The 16,985-nt window shown below is 63.2% G+C and carries 14 protein-coding genes; 11 read left to right on the top strand and 3 right to left on the bottom strand.

Going from position 1 to position 16,985, the window contains the following annotated elements:
* Positions 1-2 precede the first annotated feature (2 nt).
* Positions 3-809, top strand: a complete 807-nt coding sequence (locus AC2T3R_RS13615; protein ID WP_013972714.1) for a CpsD/CapB family tyrosine-protein kinase — start codon at positions 3-5, stop codon at positions 807-809.
* A gap of 307 nt (positions 810-1,116) precedes the next feature.
* Here AC2T3R_RS13615 and galE read toward each other — a convergent pair whose 3' ends face one another.
* From galE to AC2T3R_RS13600, 3 genes are all read right to left on the bottom strand, one after another.
* Complete coding sequence (gene galE, locus AC2T3R_RS13610) at positions 1,117-2,094, bottom strand: UDP-glucose 4-epimerase GalE (RefSeq protein WP_486743778.1); 978 nt, start codon at positions 2,092-2,094, stop codon at positions 1,117-1,119.
* Between the two features lie 79 nt (positions 2,095-2,173).
* Positions 2,174-4,789 carry a glycoside hydrolase 5 family protein gene (locus tag AC2T3R_RS13605; RefSeq protein ID WP_486743777.1) on the bottom strand — a complete coding sequence of 872 codons (2,616 nt, stop codon included), beginning with the start codon at positions 4,787-4,789 and terminating at the stop codon, positions 2,174-2,176.
* 5 nt (positions 4,790-4,794) lie between these two features.
* On the bottom strand, positions 4,795-6,321 hold the full coding sequence (locus AC2T3R_RS13600; RefSeq protein WP_015270412.1) for an O-antigen ligase family protein: 1,527 nt from the start codon (positions 6,319-6,321) through the stop codon (positions 4,795-4,797).
* 96 nt (positions 6,322-6,417) lie between these two features.
* Here AC2T3R_RS13600 and AC2T3R_RS13595 point away from each other — a divergent pair, with 96 nt between their 5' ends.
* The 10 genes from AC2T3R_RS13595 (at position 6,418) to AC2T3R_RS13550 (ending at position 16,922) form a co-directional block, all read left to right on the top strand.
* The gene (locus AC2T3R_RS13595) at positions 6,418-7,794 is read left to right on the top strand and encodes an oligosaccharide flippase family protein (protein ID WP_410953063.1); all 1,377 of its coding nucleotides are present in this window, start codon (positions 6,418-6,420) and stop codon (positions 7,792-7,794) included.
* Positions 7,795-8,030: 236 nt separating this feature from the next.
* On the top strand, positions 8,031-9,497 hold the full coding sequence (locus AC2T3R_RS13590; RefSeq protein WP_410953062.1) for an FAD-dependent oxidoreductase: 1,467 nt from the start codon (positions 8,031-8,033) through the stop codon (positions 9,495-9,497).
* Between the two features lie 105 nt (positions 9,498-9,602).
* On the top strand, positions 9,603-10,220 hold the full coding sequence (locus AC2T3R_RS13585) for an acyltransferase (protein WP_024087161.1): 618 nt from the start codon (positions 9,603-9,605) through the stop codon (positions 10,218-10,220).
* Positions 10,213-11,169, top strand: a complete 957-nt coding sequence (locus AC2T3R_RS13580) for a glycosyltransferase family 2 protein (protein ID WP_015270408.1) — start codon at positions 10,213-10,215, stop codon at positions 11,167-11,169. Before AC2T3R_RS13585 ends, AC2T3R_RS13580 begins: the two co-directional genes overlap by 8 nt.
* 8 nt (positions 11,170-11,177) lie before the next feature.
* Complete coding sequence (locus tag AC2T3R_RS13575; RefSeq protein ID WP_410953061.1) at positions 11,178-11,702, top strand: serine O-acetyltransferase; 525 nt, start codon at positions 11,178-11,180, stop codon at positions 11,700-11,702.
* Positions 11,703-11,707: 5 nt separating this feature from the next.
* Positions 11,708-12,685: a glycosyltransferase family 2 protein gene (locus tag AC2T3R_RS13570; protein ID WP_486743776.1), complete on the top strand. Its 978-nt coding sequence runs from the start codon at positions 11,708-11,710 to the stop codon at positions 12,683-12,685.
* 9 nt (positions 12,686-12,694) lie between these two features.
* Positions 12,695-13,699, top strand: coding sequence for a VirK/YbjX family protein (locus AC2T3R_RS13565; RefSeq protein WP_410953060.1), 1,005 nt, complete (start codon positions 12,695-12,697; stop codon positions 13,697-13,699).
* A 60-nt stretch (positions 13,700-13,759) separates the two neighbouring features.
* Positions 13,760-14,962, top strand: coding sequence for a glycosyltransferase (locus AC2T3R_RS13560; RefSeq protein ID WP_486743775.1), 1,203 nt, complete (start codon positions 13,760-13,762; stop codon positions 14,960-14,962).
* Complete coding sequence (locus AC2T3R_RS13555) at positions 14,959-16,146, top strand: glycosyltransferase family 2 protein (protein ID WP_486743774.1); 1,188 nt, start codon at positions 14,959-14,961, stop codon at positions 16,144-16,146. The genes AC2T3R_RS13560 and AC2T3R_RS13555 overlap by 4 nt, the downstream gene beginning before the upstream one ends.
* Positions 16,146-16,922: a WecB/TagA/CpsF family glycosyltransferase gene (locus tag AC2T3R_RS13550; RefSeq protein ID WP_410953058.1), complete on the top strand. Its 777-nt coding sequence runs from the start codon at positions 16,146-16,148 to the stop codon at positions 16,920-16,922. Before AC2T3R_RS13555 ends, AC2T3R_RS13550 begins: the two co-directional genes overlap by 1 nt.
* Positions 16,923-16,985: the final 63 nt, after the last annotated feature.

Here is a 16,985-nt window from a genome sequence, read left to right as displayed (position 1 = left end):
TGATGGACAGGACCAAGCAGGCTGTTGGCAATAATCTTCACCAGGTTACCCCGGGTACCCCGCAGGCCTTGTCACCCGCCCCTGGTACGGCACTGGCGGAAGTGCCTGGCCAGTTCGATTACGTGAACACCAAGGTGGTGCCGCTGCGCGCGGAGCACCTGGAGCGTCACCGTATCGTCGCCTACAACAAGAACTCCAACATGAACGGGCCGATCGACCTGCTGCGCACGCAGGTGCTCAGGACCATGGACGAGAATGGCTGGCGAACCCTGGCCATTACCTCACCAACCCCTGAAGCGGGCAAGACGGTACTGGCGATCAACCTGGCCATGAGCATCGCCCACCACACCACCAAGACCGCTTTGCTGGTGGACTTCGACCTGCGTCGACCCAAGGTCGGCAGCAGCCTGGGCCTGCCCATGGACCAGGCGTTGAACGAGTTTCTGACGGACAAGGCCGAGTTGCAGGACTGTCTGGTCAACCCGACCTTGCCTCGGTTCGTGGTGCTGCCCACGCGGGTGCCGGTGCCGTTGTCCACCGAAATGCTGTCGTCGCCCAAAGTGAGCAACCTGATCAGCGAACTACGCAACCGCTACGAGTCGCGCATCTGCATTTTCGATTTACCGCCATTGCTCAGTTCTGACGATGCGATCACCGTGATACCCAAGTTCGACTGTGTGCTGCTGGTGGTGGCCAACGGTATGAACAACAGGAAGGAGATCGAGGATTGCCTGCATCACCTGGCAAGGGTGAACCTGGTGGGAACGGTATTGAACAAAGCTGACGAGCAGCCTCGAACCTATTATTGAGTCTCGTATTCTGGGGCTGCTTCGCAGCCCATCGCGACACAAGGCCGCTCCTACAGGTACAGCGCATTCCTTCAGCTGGTGGGGTCTCTGTGGGAGCGGGCATGCCCGCGAAGCAGGCGACGCGGTGGATGGCACCGGCTGCGCCGGTGTTCGCGGGCGCGCCCGCTCCTACAGGTACAGCGCATTCCTTCAGCTGGTGGGGTCTCTGTGGGAGCGGGCATGCCCGCGAAGCAGGCGACGCGGTGGATGGCACCGGCTGCGCCGGTGTTCGCGGGCGCGCCCGCTGCCACAGGTATGGCGCACTCTTTCAGCTGGTGGGGTAGCGAGCCCAGGGGTACTGCAACTCCCACTGCCACGCATGCCGCACAATCGACTCCAGCGTGGCAAACTCCGGCCGCCAGCCCAGCATGTGCATGGCCTTGCCAGCATCCGCCACCAACCGGGGCGGGTCGCCGGGGCGGCGGGGTGCGTCGAGGGTGCGGATCTGCCGGCCAGTCACCGCCCGGGCCGTATCGATCACCTGCTGCACCGAAAAGCCCAGCCCGTTGCCCAGGTTGAACGCGGTTCGCTCGCCACCCGCCAGCAGGTAATCCACCGCCAGTGCATGAGCCGCCGCCAGATCGGCCACATGCACATAGTCGCGTATGCAGGTGCCATCCGGCGTGTCGTAGTCGCGGCCAAACACCGTTACTGCATCACGCCGGCCCGAAGCGGCCTGCAGGATCAGCGGGATCAGGTGGGTTTCCGGGTCATGACGCTCTCCCAGCTGGCCCTCCGGGTCTGCGCCCGCTGCGTTGAAGTAACGCAGGCATACCGACTTCAAGCCATAGGCCCGGTCGAAGTCCTCGAGAATCTGCTCGACCATCCATTTGCTCAACCCATACGGGTTGATCGGCCCCTTGGCATGCGCTTCGTCGATCGGCACGTACTGCGGGTTGCCGTAGACGGCTGCGCTGGAAGAAAACACCAGGTGCCTGATACCGGCATTCACCATGGCCTGCAGGAGGGAAAGGGTGGCCGCGACATTGTTCTGGTAGTACTTGCCGGGCGCGCTGACCGACTCGCCCACCTGGATGAACGAGGCAAAGTGGAACACGGCATCGAAGCGGCAAACACCGAACAGCACATCCAGGGCGGGCTCGTCGGCGATGTCCAGTTTCGCCCACTGGACGCCGGGGCCGGGCGAGACGAGGTCCGCCACCACCACCTCATGGCCTGTACCGAGCAGGTGCTTGACCATGTGCGAGCCAATGTAGCCTGCGCCACCGACAACCAGAAACTTCATCCATGCCTCCTGGACTCTGCTGTTGTACAGCTGCGCTTTTCAGCTACAGGACTGTTGTGAGGGTAGATGGCCATATGCCCTATTTCAAGAACAGCCAGTTGGACATGTACTTGCCGTCGAACGTGATGCTGTAGCGTCCATCCTGGTAAGCCATCGGCAAGGGTTTCAACTGGGCCTGTGCATCCCGGGCGAACAGCTTCAGGCCAGCAGGCGCCTTGATGTTCAAGGTGCCGGCAAACGGCTCTACGTTGAACGGTGTCTTGTCATCGGCCTTGGGCACGGCCCGGGTACCCAGCGACAGCAGCAGTTCACGCGACTGGCCCAGGGGGTTGCCGTCCAGGCTTTGCACCACGACGCTGGCGTACGGCGTTCGTGCTTGCACCTGGATGGCGCCCAGGCTGATCAAGCGACCTCCCAGCCATCCGGTGGCGGCCTGGGTCAGCGGTGTATCGATGGTATAGATGCCCTGTTGCCAGTTGCGCTTGAGTTCGCCCGTATCGCTGACCGCTTCCGTGGCGTCGGCCGGCAGCAAGGACTGCTCCGGGTCCTGCAGTACCTGCGCACCGGCAGGGATGGCGGCGGGTTTCAGCCAGGGCAACTCCGGCGTCTGTGGCAGGGCGATCTGCAGTTGGCCCTTTTCCATGGCCGTGCGCAGCAGTGGCGAGTTGCGCGGGGTGATCTCCTGGTTGTACAGGGTGGCGGGCGTCGGCGCGAACACGTATCGGGTAGTGGCCGGCTTCACATCCGCACGGCGATAGAGCAGGGCGGCAGCGGGCAAGGTGGCGATCATCGCCGGGTCGTTGTACGCGTGCCAGTTATCCGCCGTGCGCCAGCCAGGGTTGAAGGCCTGCTGGCTGTAAGCGTACTGCATCATGGCGTCCCAGCCCTGGTGGGCGGCGGTGCCGGCCACGTACAGCGGCAGCGAGTGGCGGTCGGGCAGCGGGAAGGGTTCGGCGTTCCACTCGGTGACGGTCAGCGGCTTGCCGACTACCTGGGCGGCAGCGAGCCAGTCGATCACGCCGTCGCTGGTCAACGGGTTCTTCTCCAATTGGCCATTGGCACCGTAGCCATGGGCATCGATGACATCGCCTGTGGTCAGTGCCGGCAGCGCGCTCAGGCCATTGCCGCCCCAGGTACTGGTGGTGGCGATCGGCACTTTCACGCCGAGGCCGCGCAGGTGAGTGATCATGTCGGTGTTGAAGCGCTGTTCCAGGTCGTTGAGAAACAGCTTCGAAGGGCCATGCTCCCAGGCGCGCCAGGTGAGGTCGGTGGGCAGGTCATATTGTTTGGCGAAGGCTTTGGCCGCTTCCATGTAGCGCTCGCTATGGCGCGGCACGTCCTTGTTCGGCATCAGGGCGTTACCGTAATGCTGGGTGAGGTCGTTCTCATTGGTGAGCAGTACGGCAGCGATGGCGGGGTCGTCCTTGTAAGCCAGGCCGGTGTATTCATTCACATGAGTCAGGTACTGCTCGGCAAAGCGTTTCATCGCCTGTTGGATGCTTCGGTTCACATAGGCGTAACCCTTCAGGTCGACATGGCTCTCACCCTTGGCCAGTTCCTTGAAGTCATCGATATTGTCATTGGCAGTAAGCGCCCGCTGCACGTGCAGGTCCAGCCAGATATAGATGCCCTCGTCCTTGAGCGTCTTGATCCACAAGTCGAGCTTGCGCAGCGATTCGGCACTGAGCTGCTGGGTATCGCGCACCAGGGTGCCGTCGCCGAACACGTTCGGGCTGACCCAGGGCGAGTCGTGGTGATGCAAACGCACCAGGTTGAAACCCAGTGCCGACAGGCGCTTGGCCTGTTGGCGGATTTCTTCGTCGGGGCTCTTGAACAGCGAATAGGCGGACAGGTTGGTGCCCCAGAAGCGCACTGGGGTGTTGTTTTCGAACATCAGCTGTTCGCCGACAGCCTTGACGAAGCCATGCTTGCCGGCAGGCTTTTCCGGGGCGTTGAGGAATGACAGGTCCACGGGCGAGGTGCGCCAGTCCAGCTGGTCGTCGGGCCAACCGGCGGGGTCGGCCAGGCCGAAGCGTTCGCTGGGCGTGGGACCCAGGTCGATGTCGCCGGTGATGTTCAGCACCGCCTTGATCTGCTGCCGACCAGCGTTGATCGGGTCGCTGTAAATGAACGCACGCAGTTCGGACGGGTTGCCGCGCTCGAAATACACCTTGGCCAGCGGCGGGTCGAAGCGCATTTCGATGCGTCGGCCCTGGTCAGCCTTGCCCCATGACCAGCCACGGTTGCCGGGCAGCAGCTGCGGTGCACCCATGCCCCCGGCAATTTGCGCAGGGTCGAACTCGAACACCATGCCACCGCCCATTACTCCGGCCTGGCGGCTGTGGGCCTCGAGGTCGAAGGCCCAGCCCAGGGTTTGCGCCTGCTCCTTGTGGATATCCGCCGCCAGATCGAAGTCCAGTTCCTTGTTCTTGCCCTGCAGCGTGTAGTGGTCGGGGCCAACTACCTTGAACGTGGTGGAAAAACCGGTCCAACTCCAGTTGGCCGCCCAGAAGTCGAACTTGGCTTTCATCACTGGTCCACCACCGCGGGTCACCAATGGCAGGCCGTTCTGTTCATCGACACTGACTTGCCACGCTGAGGCCCAGCCGGTGAGCGGCAGTGAGGCCAGGCCGGCGATGGCCGAAACCCGCAGCAGGGTTTGAAAACCCCAGCGGCGCAGGGGGAGCAGGTTCATAGGCGTCACCTGGGTTGAAGGGCGGGGTCGGCCAGCGCGATGGCCTGGCTGTTGTGCAGCTTGCGAACCATCTGGACATAGGCCACGCCCAGTCCGGCGACAGTCCAGTACACCACCGGGATGAAGGTGATGCTGCTGACGGTGAAGATGATCACCAGGATGCCGATCAGTGTCGCCAGCAATGCCCGGCCGAGCTGGCGTCGCTCGTCGTCCTTGTCGGGGAAACTGCGCATGGCCTTGCGGATACCGTGCAGTACGGCAGCGAAGAACGCCACGAACAGGCCCAGCCCGACCAGCCCGACCCGCAGTGCCAGGTTTATGTAGGTGTTGACGATGTCGATGATGCCGTCACCCTGGATCATCGATTGCATTTCCGGGGTGTTGCGGAAGTCGAACGAGCCGAACAACGGGTTGCGCTGGATGACGATCCACGAGTTGTCCATCAGCCGTTCGCGGTAAGTGATGTTCTCTTTCTCGAGGTTGCCGATGAACGGCAGCATGTCCAGTACCTTGTCGCCACCGGGCACGATGGTCAGCAAGGGCAGGGCCAGCATGCCGGCCGCAGCGAGCAGTGCCAGGCGCCTGACCGCACCTTTGCCCAGGGCGATGAACACCACCACGATGACCACGGCACCGATCCACGGGCCGCGGGACAGTGGCGCGAACAGCCCTGCGGCCAGCAGCAGGGCGCCCAGGGCCCGCTGCAGGGGGCGGCGCACGTAACCCTGGACGAAAAGGAACAGGCCGATGGCCACGCTCATCACATAACCCAGGGCAATCGCCTGCCCGGTGGTAACGCTGGCGCGCAGCGAACCGCCACGGCTCAGGTAGCCGGACATGCTCCACGGCACGCCCATGGCGTCGACCAGGGCACTGTACAGCAGCCAGTGGCGCACGTACTCGGCCACGCCGATCAGGGCCAGAACGAATGAGGCAAGCACGAAGGCCAGCAGGGTGTCCTTGAAGTCGCTGATCTGGCGCAGGCCACGGCTGGCCACGTAATACGGCAGTAACACGTCGACAAACAGGTACAGCGTCTGGCGCAGGGTGTCGGTCAGGGTGGTCTCGCGCAGGTACAGCACGCTCATCAGCAGCAGGCCGGCCGCCAACAACCTGTCGGGCCAGGTGCGGCCGAAGCGCAGGGTGTCGCCTTGCCGGCGCAGGGCCAGCGCCGCCGGCAACAGCACGCACAAGGCCAGCAGGCGGATATGGTTGAGGTCGACCAGGTAATTGACCACGCCAAACCCGGGCACCTGCACCGAAGCCGGCGGGATCAGGAACAGCAGCATGTAGAACAGCGCCATGGGGTTGTGTTCGCGGCGCCCGGCGATGTACAGGATGACGGCGCCAGCACCCAGGTATAGCCAGAAGCTGTGCGAGAAGAAGGCCAGCAGGGTAAGCAGGAACCACAGGTTGCGTCGGCGCTTGAAGTCGCTCAGCGGAATCAGGTCGGTGGCAGGCCGCCGCGCCAGCAGGAAGACCACGCTCGCCAGAAAAAGGATGACGATCAACGCACGAAAATGTTCAGGCATTGGCTATGTGCACCTTTGCATCGGTGGGCAACGGCTAGCGTCGTGGCTGATTGAAACTATAGTGACCTTTTAGCCAGTCAGTCAGAGATTGCTCTCATGCCGTCGATTGATGTGTCTGCCACCGCGAGCCTGCGCAAGCGGGCCCTGAGGGCCGGGTCATGGAACCTGGTTGCACAAGTGGCGTCACAGGTGATGCGCCTTGGCGGCAACCTGATCATGGCCCGCTTGCTGCTGCCGGAAATGTTCGGGGTGATGGTCATCGCCACCACCGTTTCGGTACTCCTGCATCTACTGTCCGATGTCGGCCTGCGGCAGAACATCATCCAGAGCCATCGCGGTGACGACCCGGATTTTCTCAATACTGCATGGACCGTGCAGATCATCCGCGGCTTCGTGCTGTTCGCCCTGACCTTGCTGCTGGCCTTGGGGGCCTGGTTCGCCCAGCTCGCCGAGCTGTGGCCGGCGGACTCTACCTATGCCGCACCGGTGTTGCCGATGGTGCTGGCGGCAACCGGGCTGTCGGCGGTGATCTGGGGCTTTCAGTCCACCAAGATAGATGTCGCGGTACGGACTTTCCAACAGAAGCGCGTGGTGCTGGTGGACCTGGCCTCGCAGGCGGCCGGCCTGGTGGTGATGCTGGTGTTGGGCTACCTGACCCATTCGGTGTGGGCACTGGTGATCGCCGGCCTGGTGTCTGCCGTGGCCTGGACCCTGCTCGGTCACACCGCCCTGGAGGGGCATGACAACCGCCTGCAGTGGGACCGCAGCGCGCTGACCGAACTGATCGTGTTCGGCCGCTGGATCTTGCTGTCGTCGATGGTTGGCGTGTTGGCCATGTACGGTGACCGCATGTGGTTTGGCGCCAGCATGACGGCGGCACAACTGGGTGTGTACTCGATTGCCGTGTTGATCCTGGGTGCCGTGCAGACCGCGCTGATGAAGATTTTCGGCGCGGTGGCGCTGCCCGCCTTCAGCGAGGCGGCACGGGCCGATGACAAGGAGCGCCTCAAGGCCCTGTATTACCGCTTCCGCCTGCTGGTCGACCTGCTGGTGCTGTTCATCTGTGGCGGTTTCCTGACCGCCAGCCCTTTGCTGATCGGTTGGCTGTACGACGATCGCTACCGTGAGGCTGGCCCGATGATGGCCATTCTTTCGCTGTCGTTCCTCACATTGCGCTATACCTTGGCTCATCAGGTGTGGATTGCCCTGGGCCTGACCAGGTACCAGGCCATGGATAACATCATCCGCCTGGTCTCGTTGTGGGGGGGGCTGCCACTGTTGCTGGCGATCGGTGGCGTTGACTGGGCGATCTGGGGGGTTGCCCTGCATACCGTGCCAACCCTTGTGTTGATCGTGTACGTGAATCGCAAGCTGGATATGTTCAGCCTGAGGCGTGAGCTGGTGGTACTGCCGATGCTACTGGTCGGGGCGCTTTGCGGGGCGCTGCTGACAGCCTTTTTCAACTGGCTGTAATTCTGCTTGTCGGGTGAAACTTTCAAAGGTGCAGGTCATTGGATCATGGGGAAGTTTACGTTTTGTACTGCGCAATTGGGTCGTAGGGGGTTTCTCCAGAGTTGTGTCTTGCTGGGTGTAGGTGGTGTGGTGTTCGCTGCTACGCCAGCCATCACCAGCCAACCTGCTGGCAGGCCTGGGTTCGTGGTGATCAACGGCTGGGTACTGCCGTCCCGTTACTTCCGGAACGAGCACGCATGATCAGGGACTATCAGCAGCAGAAGGCGCTGCGCGACAGTTACGATGTCTGCATCATCGGCGCCGGCCCGGCCGGTATCACCCTGGGCCTGCGCCTGGCCGCCGCCGGCTGGAGCGTCCTGCTTGCCGAAGGTGGCGGGCGCGAGTACTCGGCGAACTCGCAAGCCTTGTACACCTGTGCATCCACTGGCCTGGAGCTGTATGCCGGGGAAGCTCGCCTGCGTTATCTGGGCGGCACATCCAACCATTGGGCCGGCCGTTGCCGGCCGTTCAGCCCCTCGGACTTCGCAGTTCCCCCCATTGGCGACTTGCCTGGCTGGCCCATTCCTTATTCGGAGATCGCAGGCTACCTGCCTGCTGCCATGGATATCGTCGACCTGCCGCCAGGGGCGGACTTTCGCGCGTTGAATGATGGCCTCGACGGCGGTGACTTCGAACCGGACCGCTTTCTGCTCAGCCCGCCAACGCGCTTTGCGCAGAAGTACGCCACGGCCCTGGAGCAGACCCAGGGCCTGGACGTATTCATCAACTGCAATTGCGTGAACCTGGAGTTCGACCAGGCCTCCGGTCACTTGGCTGCAGTCGTGCTTTCCGATTACGAGTGCAATCGCCAGCGCCTGGTTGCAAGAAACTTCGTACTCGCTACAGGTGCCATCGAGAATGCCCGGCAACTGCTCAACAGCGAGTCGTTGGCGGCGGCGGGGATAGTGAGCAAGGACGGGCTGGTCGGTGGGTGTTTCATGGAGCATCTGAACATTGACCTGGGCACCTTCATCCTCAACTCGGGGCTGGCCCCTGATCCGCGCGAGTACTACACCACCGATGCCTTCGTTGAGGAGTACAAGGCAGGCAAGGGCAACGTCAGGGCCGCCTTGCTGGCTGATGTGCAAACCTATGGTCGTACTGCCGAGGTGAAGCATTTTCTGGAGAACCTGGTCTGCGACATGGGAGTAGCCAGCAAGATCGCCTTCGTGGCCAAGTTCAACTGCCCCGGTGATGGCGTCATCAGCACCATGATCGAGCAGTTTCCCAACCTGCACAGCCGTATTTCGCTGCTGGAGGAGAAGGACGCACTGGGCGTGGCCAAGGTCAATGTCAACTGGGCCCTGACCGCTGATGACCGGCACACCATCAAGTGCATCGGAAGCGAGCTGGCCAAGCAGTGGGTTGCCATGGACCTGGGCTACATCAAGCTCAATGACTTCGTTTACGACACTTCGATACCGCTGAAGTTGTCGCCACATGCCCATCACATGGGGACCACGCGCATGGCGTCTTCAGCGCAGTTTGGTGTTGTCGATACCAACTGCAAGGTGTTCGGTACCGAAAATCTTTATGTCGCCGGCAGCAGCATCTTTGCCACGGGCGGCGCTTGCAATCCGACCATGCCGCTGCTGCAGTTTGCGGTACGCCTGGCCGACCACCTCGATGCCAGGCTGAGCGCGGCCAGCGACGCCGTGGGGTGATGCATGTTGTAAACGGGTTGAGTGCGCGACGGTCAGCACCCACAAGAACGAGACCGGATGCGCCTCAGGGACAGTCCAGATGGCTTTGATTGCGAGGCTGGCAGAATGAAGGGATGGATACGCAAGGCAGTGGCGCACTATGTCCATGCAACGGGGCGAGGAAGCTCCTTCTACAGGAGGTTCTGCAAGCCGTCAGGGCTTGAGTGGGGGGCATACCTTGCCCGCTGGGGCAACTTCCACTCGGTAGGCAGCAACTTCTATGTCAATACAGGCTGCAAGTTCCTCGACCCTTCGCTGGTTCGCATCGGCAACAGTGTGGGGCTGTCCGACTGCACCCTGATCGGTCATGACGGGGTGGTATTGCTGATCGAACATCGCTTCGGCAAGCACCTGGATTCGGTCGGTTTCATCGACATCAAGGACAACTGCTTCATCGGCCACGGTGCAATCGTCATGCCTCGCGTCACCATCGGGCCTGAGTCGATCGTGGCCGCCGGTGCCGTGGTGACCAAGGATGTGCCGCCGGGCACGGTGTTCGGTGGCAACCCTGCAGAGTTCATATGCACCACCGAGGCGTTGATCAAGCGGGTTGAGGCACGTTGCGAAGCCTACCCATGGATCGACCTGGTCAAGCAGCGCAATGGTGCCTACGACCCGCAACTGGAGCCGCAGCTGATGGCGCAAAGGCGCCAGTATTTCTTCGGGGACGGCAACAATGGCTAGCAAACCTGTGGACGTCATGGTGGTCAACTTCAACACGGCCGGGCTGCTGCAGCCGATGTTCGATGCACTGCGTCGGGCCGACAGCGAACGGCTGGCCAGCTACCTGGTGGTGGACAATGCCTCCGCCGATGACTCGCTGCAGCGCATGGCCGAGGTATGCCCGCAGGCGCTGCTGCTGAGCAACAAGCAGAACGTGGGGTTCGGCCGGGCCAACAACCAGTTGCTGGCGCACCTGAAGGGCAAGTACGCCTTGCTGCTGAACACCGACGCCTTTGTCGCCACCGATTCACTGCAGAAAACCCTCGACTACATGGAAGCCCACCCGGAGTGCGGTGTGCTGGGGGTCCGCCTGGAGGGACGCGACGGCGCCCTGCAGCCCAGTTGCCGCTACTTCCCCACACCGTTCAACGTGTTCGTCGGGCGTACCGGGCTGGGGCGCTTCTTCCCGGGCTTGAAAATGGTCGACGAAATGGATTGGGACCACGCTTCGGTCCGCGAGTGCGACTGGCTGCCTGGCTGCTTCTACCTGGTGCGCCGCGAAGTGCTCGACCAGGTGGGCCTGTTCGACCCGCGCTACTTTCTTTATTACGAGGAGGTCGACCACTGCAAGCGGGTGAAGGCTGCAGGCTGGAAGGTGGTGTTCTACCCGCATACCACGGTGGTGCACATCGGAGGGGAAAGCTCCAGATCGGTGGCCGAACTGGAGGCGGCCAGCCGACAGATCTCGTCATACCAGATCGAAAGCGAGCTGCTGTACTTCCGCAAGCATCACGGGCTGGCGGGCCTTGCCCTGCACATGCTGCTGGTCACCTTGGGCGACCTGGTACTGGCACTCAAGGCGCTGTTGAAACGACGCGGTCTGGGCGCAATACAGGCCTGCTGGCGTCACTGCCGGGCGACCTGGTCTCTGTTGTTCAAGACCCGGTACGCCAGCCAACCGACAAGGTAGGTGGAGCCATGTTCGAGAATGTACGTGCCGACCTGCGTGCCCATGGTGGCGACTGGGGCGCCCAGGGCTTCTGGGTATTGCTGGTGTACCGCTTCGGCCGCTGGCGCTATGGGGTGCGCCCGACACTGCTGCGAAAACTGTTTTCGCTCATCTACAAGGTCCTGTTCAAGTTCGTGCAGATCATCACGGGTGTGGAGCTGCCGTGCGAGGTGGTGATCGGCCGCAACTTCGTCATCGACCATTTTGGCGGCATCGTAGTCAGCGGCTATGCCCGGTTTGGCGATGACTGCCGCATCCGCAACGGGGTAGTGGTGGGCCTGAAGAACGTCGATGAGCCGATTGCACCAGTGTTCGGCAACAACGTCGATATTGGCACCGGGGCCAAGGTGCTGGGAAGCATCCGTATCGGCAACGACGTGATCATCGGTGCCAACGCCGTGGTGCTGGTGGATGTGCCGGACAATTCGCTGGCGGTGGGGGTGCCGGCCATCATCAAGGCCAGGCAACCGGCCGCCACGGCGCCCGTCGAGTGAGGCCCATGGCGAGCGGCATCGGTGTGGTGGTGATTGGCCGCAACGAAGGCCTGCGCCTGGAGCGTTGCCTGCGTTCGCTGCTACAGGGTACGGACAAGATCATGTACGTCGACTCCGGCTCTACCGATGGTTCACCGCACCTGGCTCGCAGCCTGGGGGTAGAGGTATTGGCGCTGGACATGGACACCCCGTTCACTGCCGCACGCGCGCGCAACGAAGGCTTTCTCGCCTTGCAACGGCGGTTGCCGTCGCTGCAACGGGTGCAGTTCGTCGATGGCGATTGCGAGGTGGATGGCGGCTGGCTGGCCGCGGCGCAGGCGTTTCTCGATGACCACCCCGACGTGGCTGTGGTGTGTGGCCGCCGACGCGAGCGCTTCCCCCAGCGGTCGGTGTACAACCTGTTGTGTGACCTGGAGTGGGACACCCCCATTGGCGAGGCCAAGGCGTGTGGTGGCGATGCCCTGATGCGAGCAGATGCCTTTGCCGCCGTCGGCGGCTTTCGCCCCGAGCTGATTGCCGGAGAGGAGCCCGAGTTGTGCGTGCGCCTACGGGCAAAGGGCTGGAAAGTCTGGCGCCTGGACGCCGAGATGACCCTGCACGACGCCGGCATGACCCGTTTCAGCCAGTGGTGGCGGCGTAGCCTGCGCGCTGGCCACGCCTATGCCGAAGGGGCTTACCTGCATGGTCAGCCACCCGAGCGGCACTGGTTGCGCGAATCGCGCCGGGCTTGGCTGTGGGGTCTGGGCATCCCCGTGGCAATCGTGCTGGCCTGCCTGCTGCTGGGCGGCTGGGGCCTGCTGTTGCTGGCGGTCTACCCGCTGCAGGCCGTACGCCTGGCCCGCCGTGGTGGCAAGTCGGTGAGGGAGAACTGGCTACAGGCGGTGTTTCTGGTATTGGGCAAGTTCCCGGAAATGCTCGGGCAACTGAAGTTCCTGCGCCACCGCATCGCGGCCGGCAAATCGACGTTGATCGAGTACAAGTGAGAGAGGCCCATGATGCTCGGTACGATCGTCAAAAGCGTGTTTACCTTGCAACCGGGCTACTCGTTGCGGGCGCTGAACAACAAGTACAGGTTGGCGCTGCAGATTGCCAGGCAATGGCCTGAACTGAATGCCTTCCTGCAGCGCATGACGGCGGCGTTGGGCCAGCAAGGCTTACAGCGGCTAGGGGTAGATTGCATCGGTGTCGTGCAGTGGCCTTACCTCAGCAAATGCTGGGAAGCCCCGCAGCGCCTGGAGGTGGTGGCTTCGCACTTCGAAGTGCTGGCCGGGCAGTTTCCGGCGCTGTTGCTGCTGGGGCGGGACGAAAGCCTGACGTTGTGCGAGCTGTCCAGCCATTCGCCGGGTTGTCGTCTGGTTTTGGACCGACCGATCTGGTTCAAGCGCGAAGGCGAGTTGGTATTGAACCTGTTCCAGAGCGACCTGCGCGTGGCATCCCTGGCATTCAGCCTGTGCCGCAGCCAGGGCGAACTGTGCCTGTTCATTGGTGCCGTGCAGGGCATCCACAAGGGTATCGACAGCGAAACCTCACTGGCCATCTACCGCGACCTGACCAAGGACTTCGAAGGGCTGCGCCCGCGCAGCCTGTTGCTCGAGGCATTGAAGTGCCTGGCCAGGACCCTGGACGTGGCGCACCTGTATGCCGTCCGTGATGCCTGCCGCCACCATCGGCACGCGTATTTTGGCAGCGACAAAGGCCACGACCTGGCGGCCAATTATGATGTGATCTGGCTGGAACACGGTGCTACTGCATCGAGCCATGCTGACTTCTTCGCCCTTCCGCTGGCTGCGGTACAGCGGGCGGAACAGGATATTCCGGCGAAGAAACGGGCAATGTACCGCCGCCGCCAGGTGCTGCTCGACGATGTTTTCGCCCGCTTGCAGGCCGTGTTGCCAGGCAGCGGTCACAACCTTGGACTACAAGGGGAACAGGGGGATGTATCTGACGAGATGGCATCGGCGGGGCGCCGGCCGCCGGTAGTCGACAGCCTGAAGTAATCGCCAGCCCTGCCGCGGCAGGTCTGAATGTTCACTACGCGGGTCTTGATCTGGATTTCTATGCGCATTGCTTACTTCATAAACCAGTACCCGAAGGTCAGCCACAGTTTCATCCGCCGCGAGATCCTGGCGCTGGAGCGCCAGGGGGTAGAGGTGCAGCGTATTGCCCTGCGCGGGTGGGACGCCGAGTTGCAGGATGCCGACGACGCGAGCGAACGGGCCAAGACCCGCTATGTGCTGCAGCATGGCATCAAGGGGTTGCTGGCACCGGCCTGGCAAGTGCTGCGGGCACAGCCGCGCCGGTTCTTCCGGGCGCTGCAGCTGGCCATGCGCGTTGGCTTGCGGGCCGACCGCGCCTGGCCCTACCACTTGGTCTACCTGGCCGAGGCCTGCCAGGTACTGCAATGGTTGCAGGCTGGCGAGGCAAGTCATGTGCATGCACATTTCGGCACCAATTCCACCGAGGTGGTGATGCTGGCCAACGTGCTGGGCGGGCCGGCCTACAGCTTTACCGTGCACGGGCCGGAAGAGTTCGACAAGCCGCAGTTCCTGCACATGGGCGAGAAGGTGCGGCGTGCCGCATTTGTTGCGGCGGTCAGCTCGTACGGGCGCAGCCAGTTGTTTCGCTGGGTGGCACACGACCACTGGGCCAAGGTGAAGGTGGTGCATTGCGGGCTCGAGCGCAGCTTCCATGAGGTGGCGCCGGTTGGCGTGCCCACGGCGCCGCGCCTGGTGTGCGTCGGCCGCCTGTGCGAGCAGAAAGGCCAGCTGCTGCTGCTCGAGGCCGCGCGAGTACTGGCCGCCCGGTCGATCGCTTTCGAACTGGTGCTGGCCGGCGACGGTGAAATGCGTGGCCAGGTCGAGGCGTTGATCGCCCGGCATGGCTTGCAGCAGCAGGTGCGCATCACCGGCTGGATCAGCAGCGCACAGGTGCGCGAGGAAATCCTGGCGGCGCGTGCGCTGGTGCTGCCCAGCTTTGCCGAAGGTTTGCCGGTGGTGATCATGGAGGCGATGGCCTTGCGCAGGCCAGTGCTGACCACCTATGTGGCAGGCATTCCCGAGCTGGTGCGGCCGGGCGAAAACGGCTGGTTGTTCCCTGCCGGCGCCGTGGACGAGCTGGCAGCGGCCATGGCCGATTGCCTGGCACAACCTGCCGAAGTGCTGCAGCGCATGGGCGAGGCGGCACGCCAGCGTGTGCTGCAACGGCATGACATCGATACCGAGGCGGCCAGGCTGGCCAGCTATTTCAAGGCATCCGCATGATGAGTGTATTGGCTTGGATACTGGGCATGCTGGCGGCCATCGTCCTGTTTCCGGTGCTGCTGCTGTTGGTGCAGGTGCTGATGGCCTGCTTGCCTGCACGCGCGCAGCCGATGGGCAACACCGCCCGTCCGCAGGTGGCAGTGCTGGTGCCAGCTCACGACGAGGCTTCGATAATTGGTGCCACGCTGGCGAGCATTGCCCCGCAGTTGCGGCCTGGCGACCGCTTGCTGGTGGTGGCGGACAACTGCACTGACGACACCGCGCAACTGGCGCGCGAGGCGGGTGCCGAAGTGGTGGAGCGCCACGATGCACGGTTGCGCGGCAAGGGCTACGCCTTGGACTTTGGCGTGCGCCACCTGGCCGATCAGCCGCCCGAGGTGGTGATCGTGGTGGATGCCGACTGCCAGGTGGGCGAGGGGGCAATCGAGCGCCTGGCGCGGCGTTACCGAGAAGTCGCTCGCCCGGTGCAGGCGCTGTACCTGATGTACGCACCGGCAGGGGCTGGGCTGACAGTGCAGGTTGCCGAGTTCGCCTGGCGGGTCAAGAACCTGGTGCGCCCGCGTGGTTGGGCGCGGCTGGGCCTGCCATGCCAGTTGATGGGCGCCGGCATGGCATTCGGCTGGCGTGACCTGGCCTTGATCGACCTGGCCAACGGGCACCTGGTGGAAGATGTGAAGCTGGGCCTGGACCTGTGCCAGCAGGGCAAGCCGCCAGTGTTCTGCCCCGAGGCCGTAGTCAGCAGCCGGTTCCCTGCCAGCCAGCAAGGCCTGGGCAGCCAGCGCACCCGCTGGGAACATGGGCACCTGAGCCTGATGCTGGCCGATGCGCCCAAGCGTGCGCTGGCGGCAATCACCCAGCGTAACGGCAGCTTGCTGGCCATGACCCTGGACCTGCTGGTGCCGCCGCTGGCGTTGCTGGTGCTGGCCTTGCTCGGCCTAAACCTGGTGGCCTGGCTGGCGTACCTGCTGTTCGGCCTGGCGGCACCTGCGTGGATCGCCCTTTGCGCGCTGGCATTGCTCGGCCTTGCCGTCGCAGTGGCCTGGGCGCGTTTCTGTCGCGAACTGATCCCGTTCTCCGTGCTGCTGTACGCGCCGTTCTACGCCGCAAGGAAGCTCCCCTTGTATCTGCGCTTCCTGATCAAGCGACAGGTTGAATGGGTACGTTCGAAACGGGATGAAGACTGATGGCTCATTGGCAAGAACGCTGGAACACCCTTGTCGGCAAGCTCGAAGTGGTGCCGGATGCCACTGCCGCGCAGCGCCTGCTGGACAGGCTCTGCGCCCCGAAAGCCGCGACCGTGCTGGGCTTCGTCAATGCCCATGCAATGAACCTGGTGATTCGTGATGGCGCCTGCCACCAGGCATTGTCAGCGGCCGACGTACTGCTGCGCGATGGTTCCGGCCTGGCGATCCTGTATCGCCGGCTGGGGCTTGAGCCAGGGCTCAACATGAATGGCACCGACTTCATTCCAAGGCTTCTGGCTGCCTACCGTGGGCGGCGGGTTGCGTTCTGGGGCACCCGACAGCCGTACCTGGACCAGGCCGTGCAACGAAGCACAGCCACGTTCGGGGTGGTGCCGGTGTCGGTCCACGATGGCTTTGCCAGCGTCGATACCTACCTGCAACTGGCCAGGGAGTTGCAACCTGAGCTGATCGTGCTGGGCATGGGAATGCCCAGGCAGGAGGTTGTGGCCGCAAGGCTGGCGGCAGCTGGGGGGCCGTGCCTGATCGTGTGTGGCGGCGCGATCCTGGATTTTCTCGGCGGCAAGGTCAGCCGGGCGCCCGAGTGGTTGCGGCGGTTGGGTGGGGAGTGGCTATACCGGCTGTTGCGCGAGCCGAAGCGTTTGTTCATTCGTTATGTTGTGGGCAACCCGTTGTTCCTGGTGCGTACCCTGCTGTTCCGCTGCGACGGGGGACGGCCAGGCACACCGTATGAGCGTCAGAATCCGCCCGAGCGGTGATTCCGGGTACGCTGATGGCGGATGGCTGCTACAGTTTGATCAATGGCTTGCGGCTGCAGGATT

The organism is Pseudomonas sp. PVC-5-1 (assembly GCF_057444345.1).
This window is presented reverse-complemented; position numbering and strand designations above follow the sequence as displayed.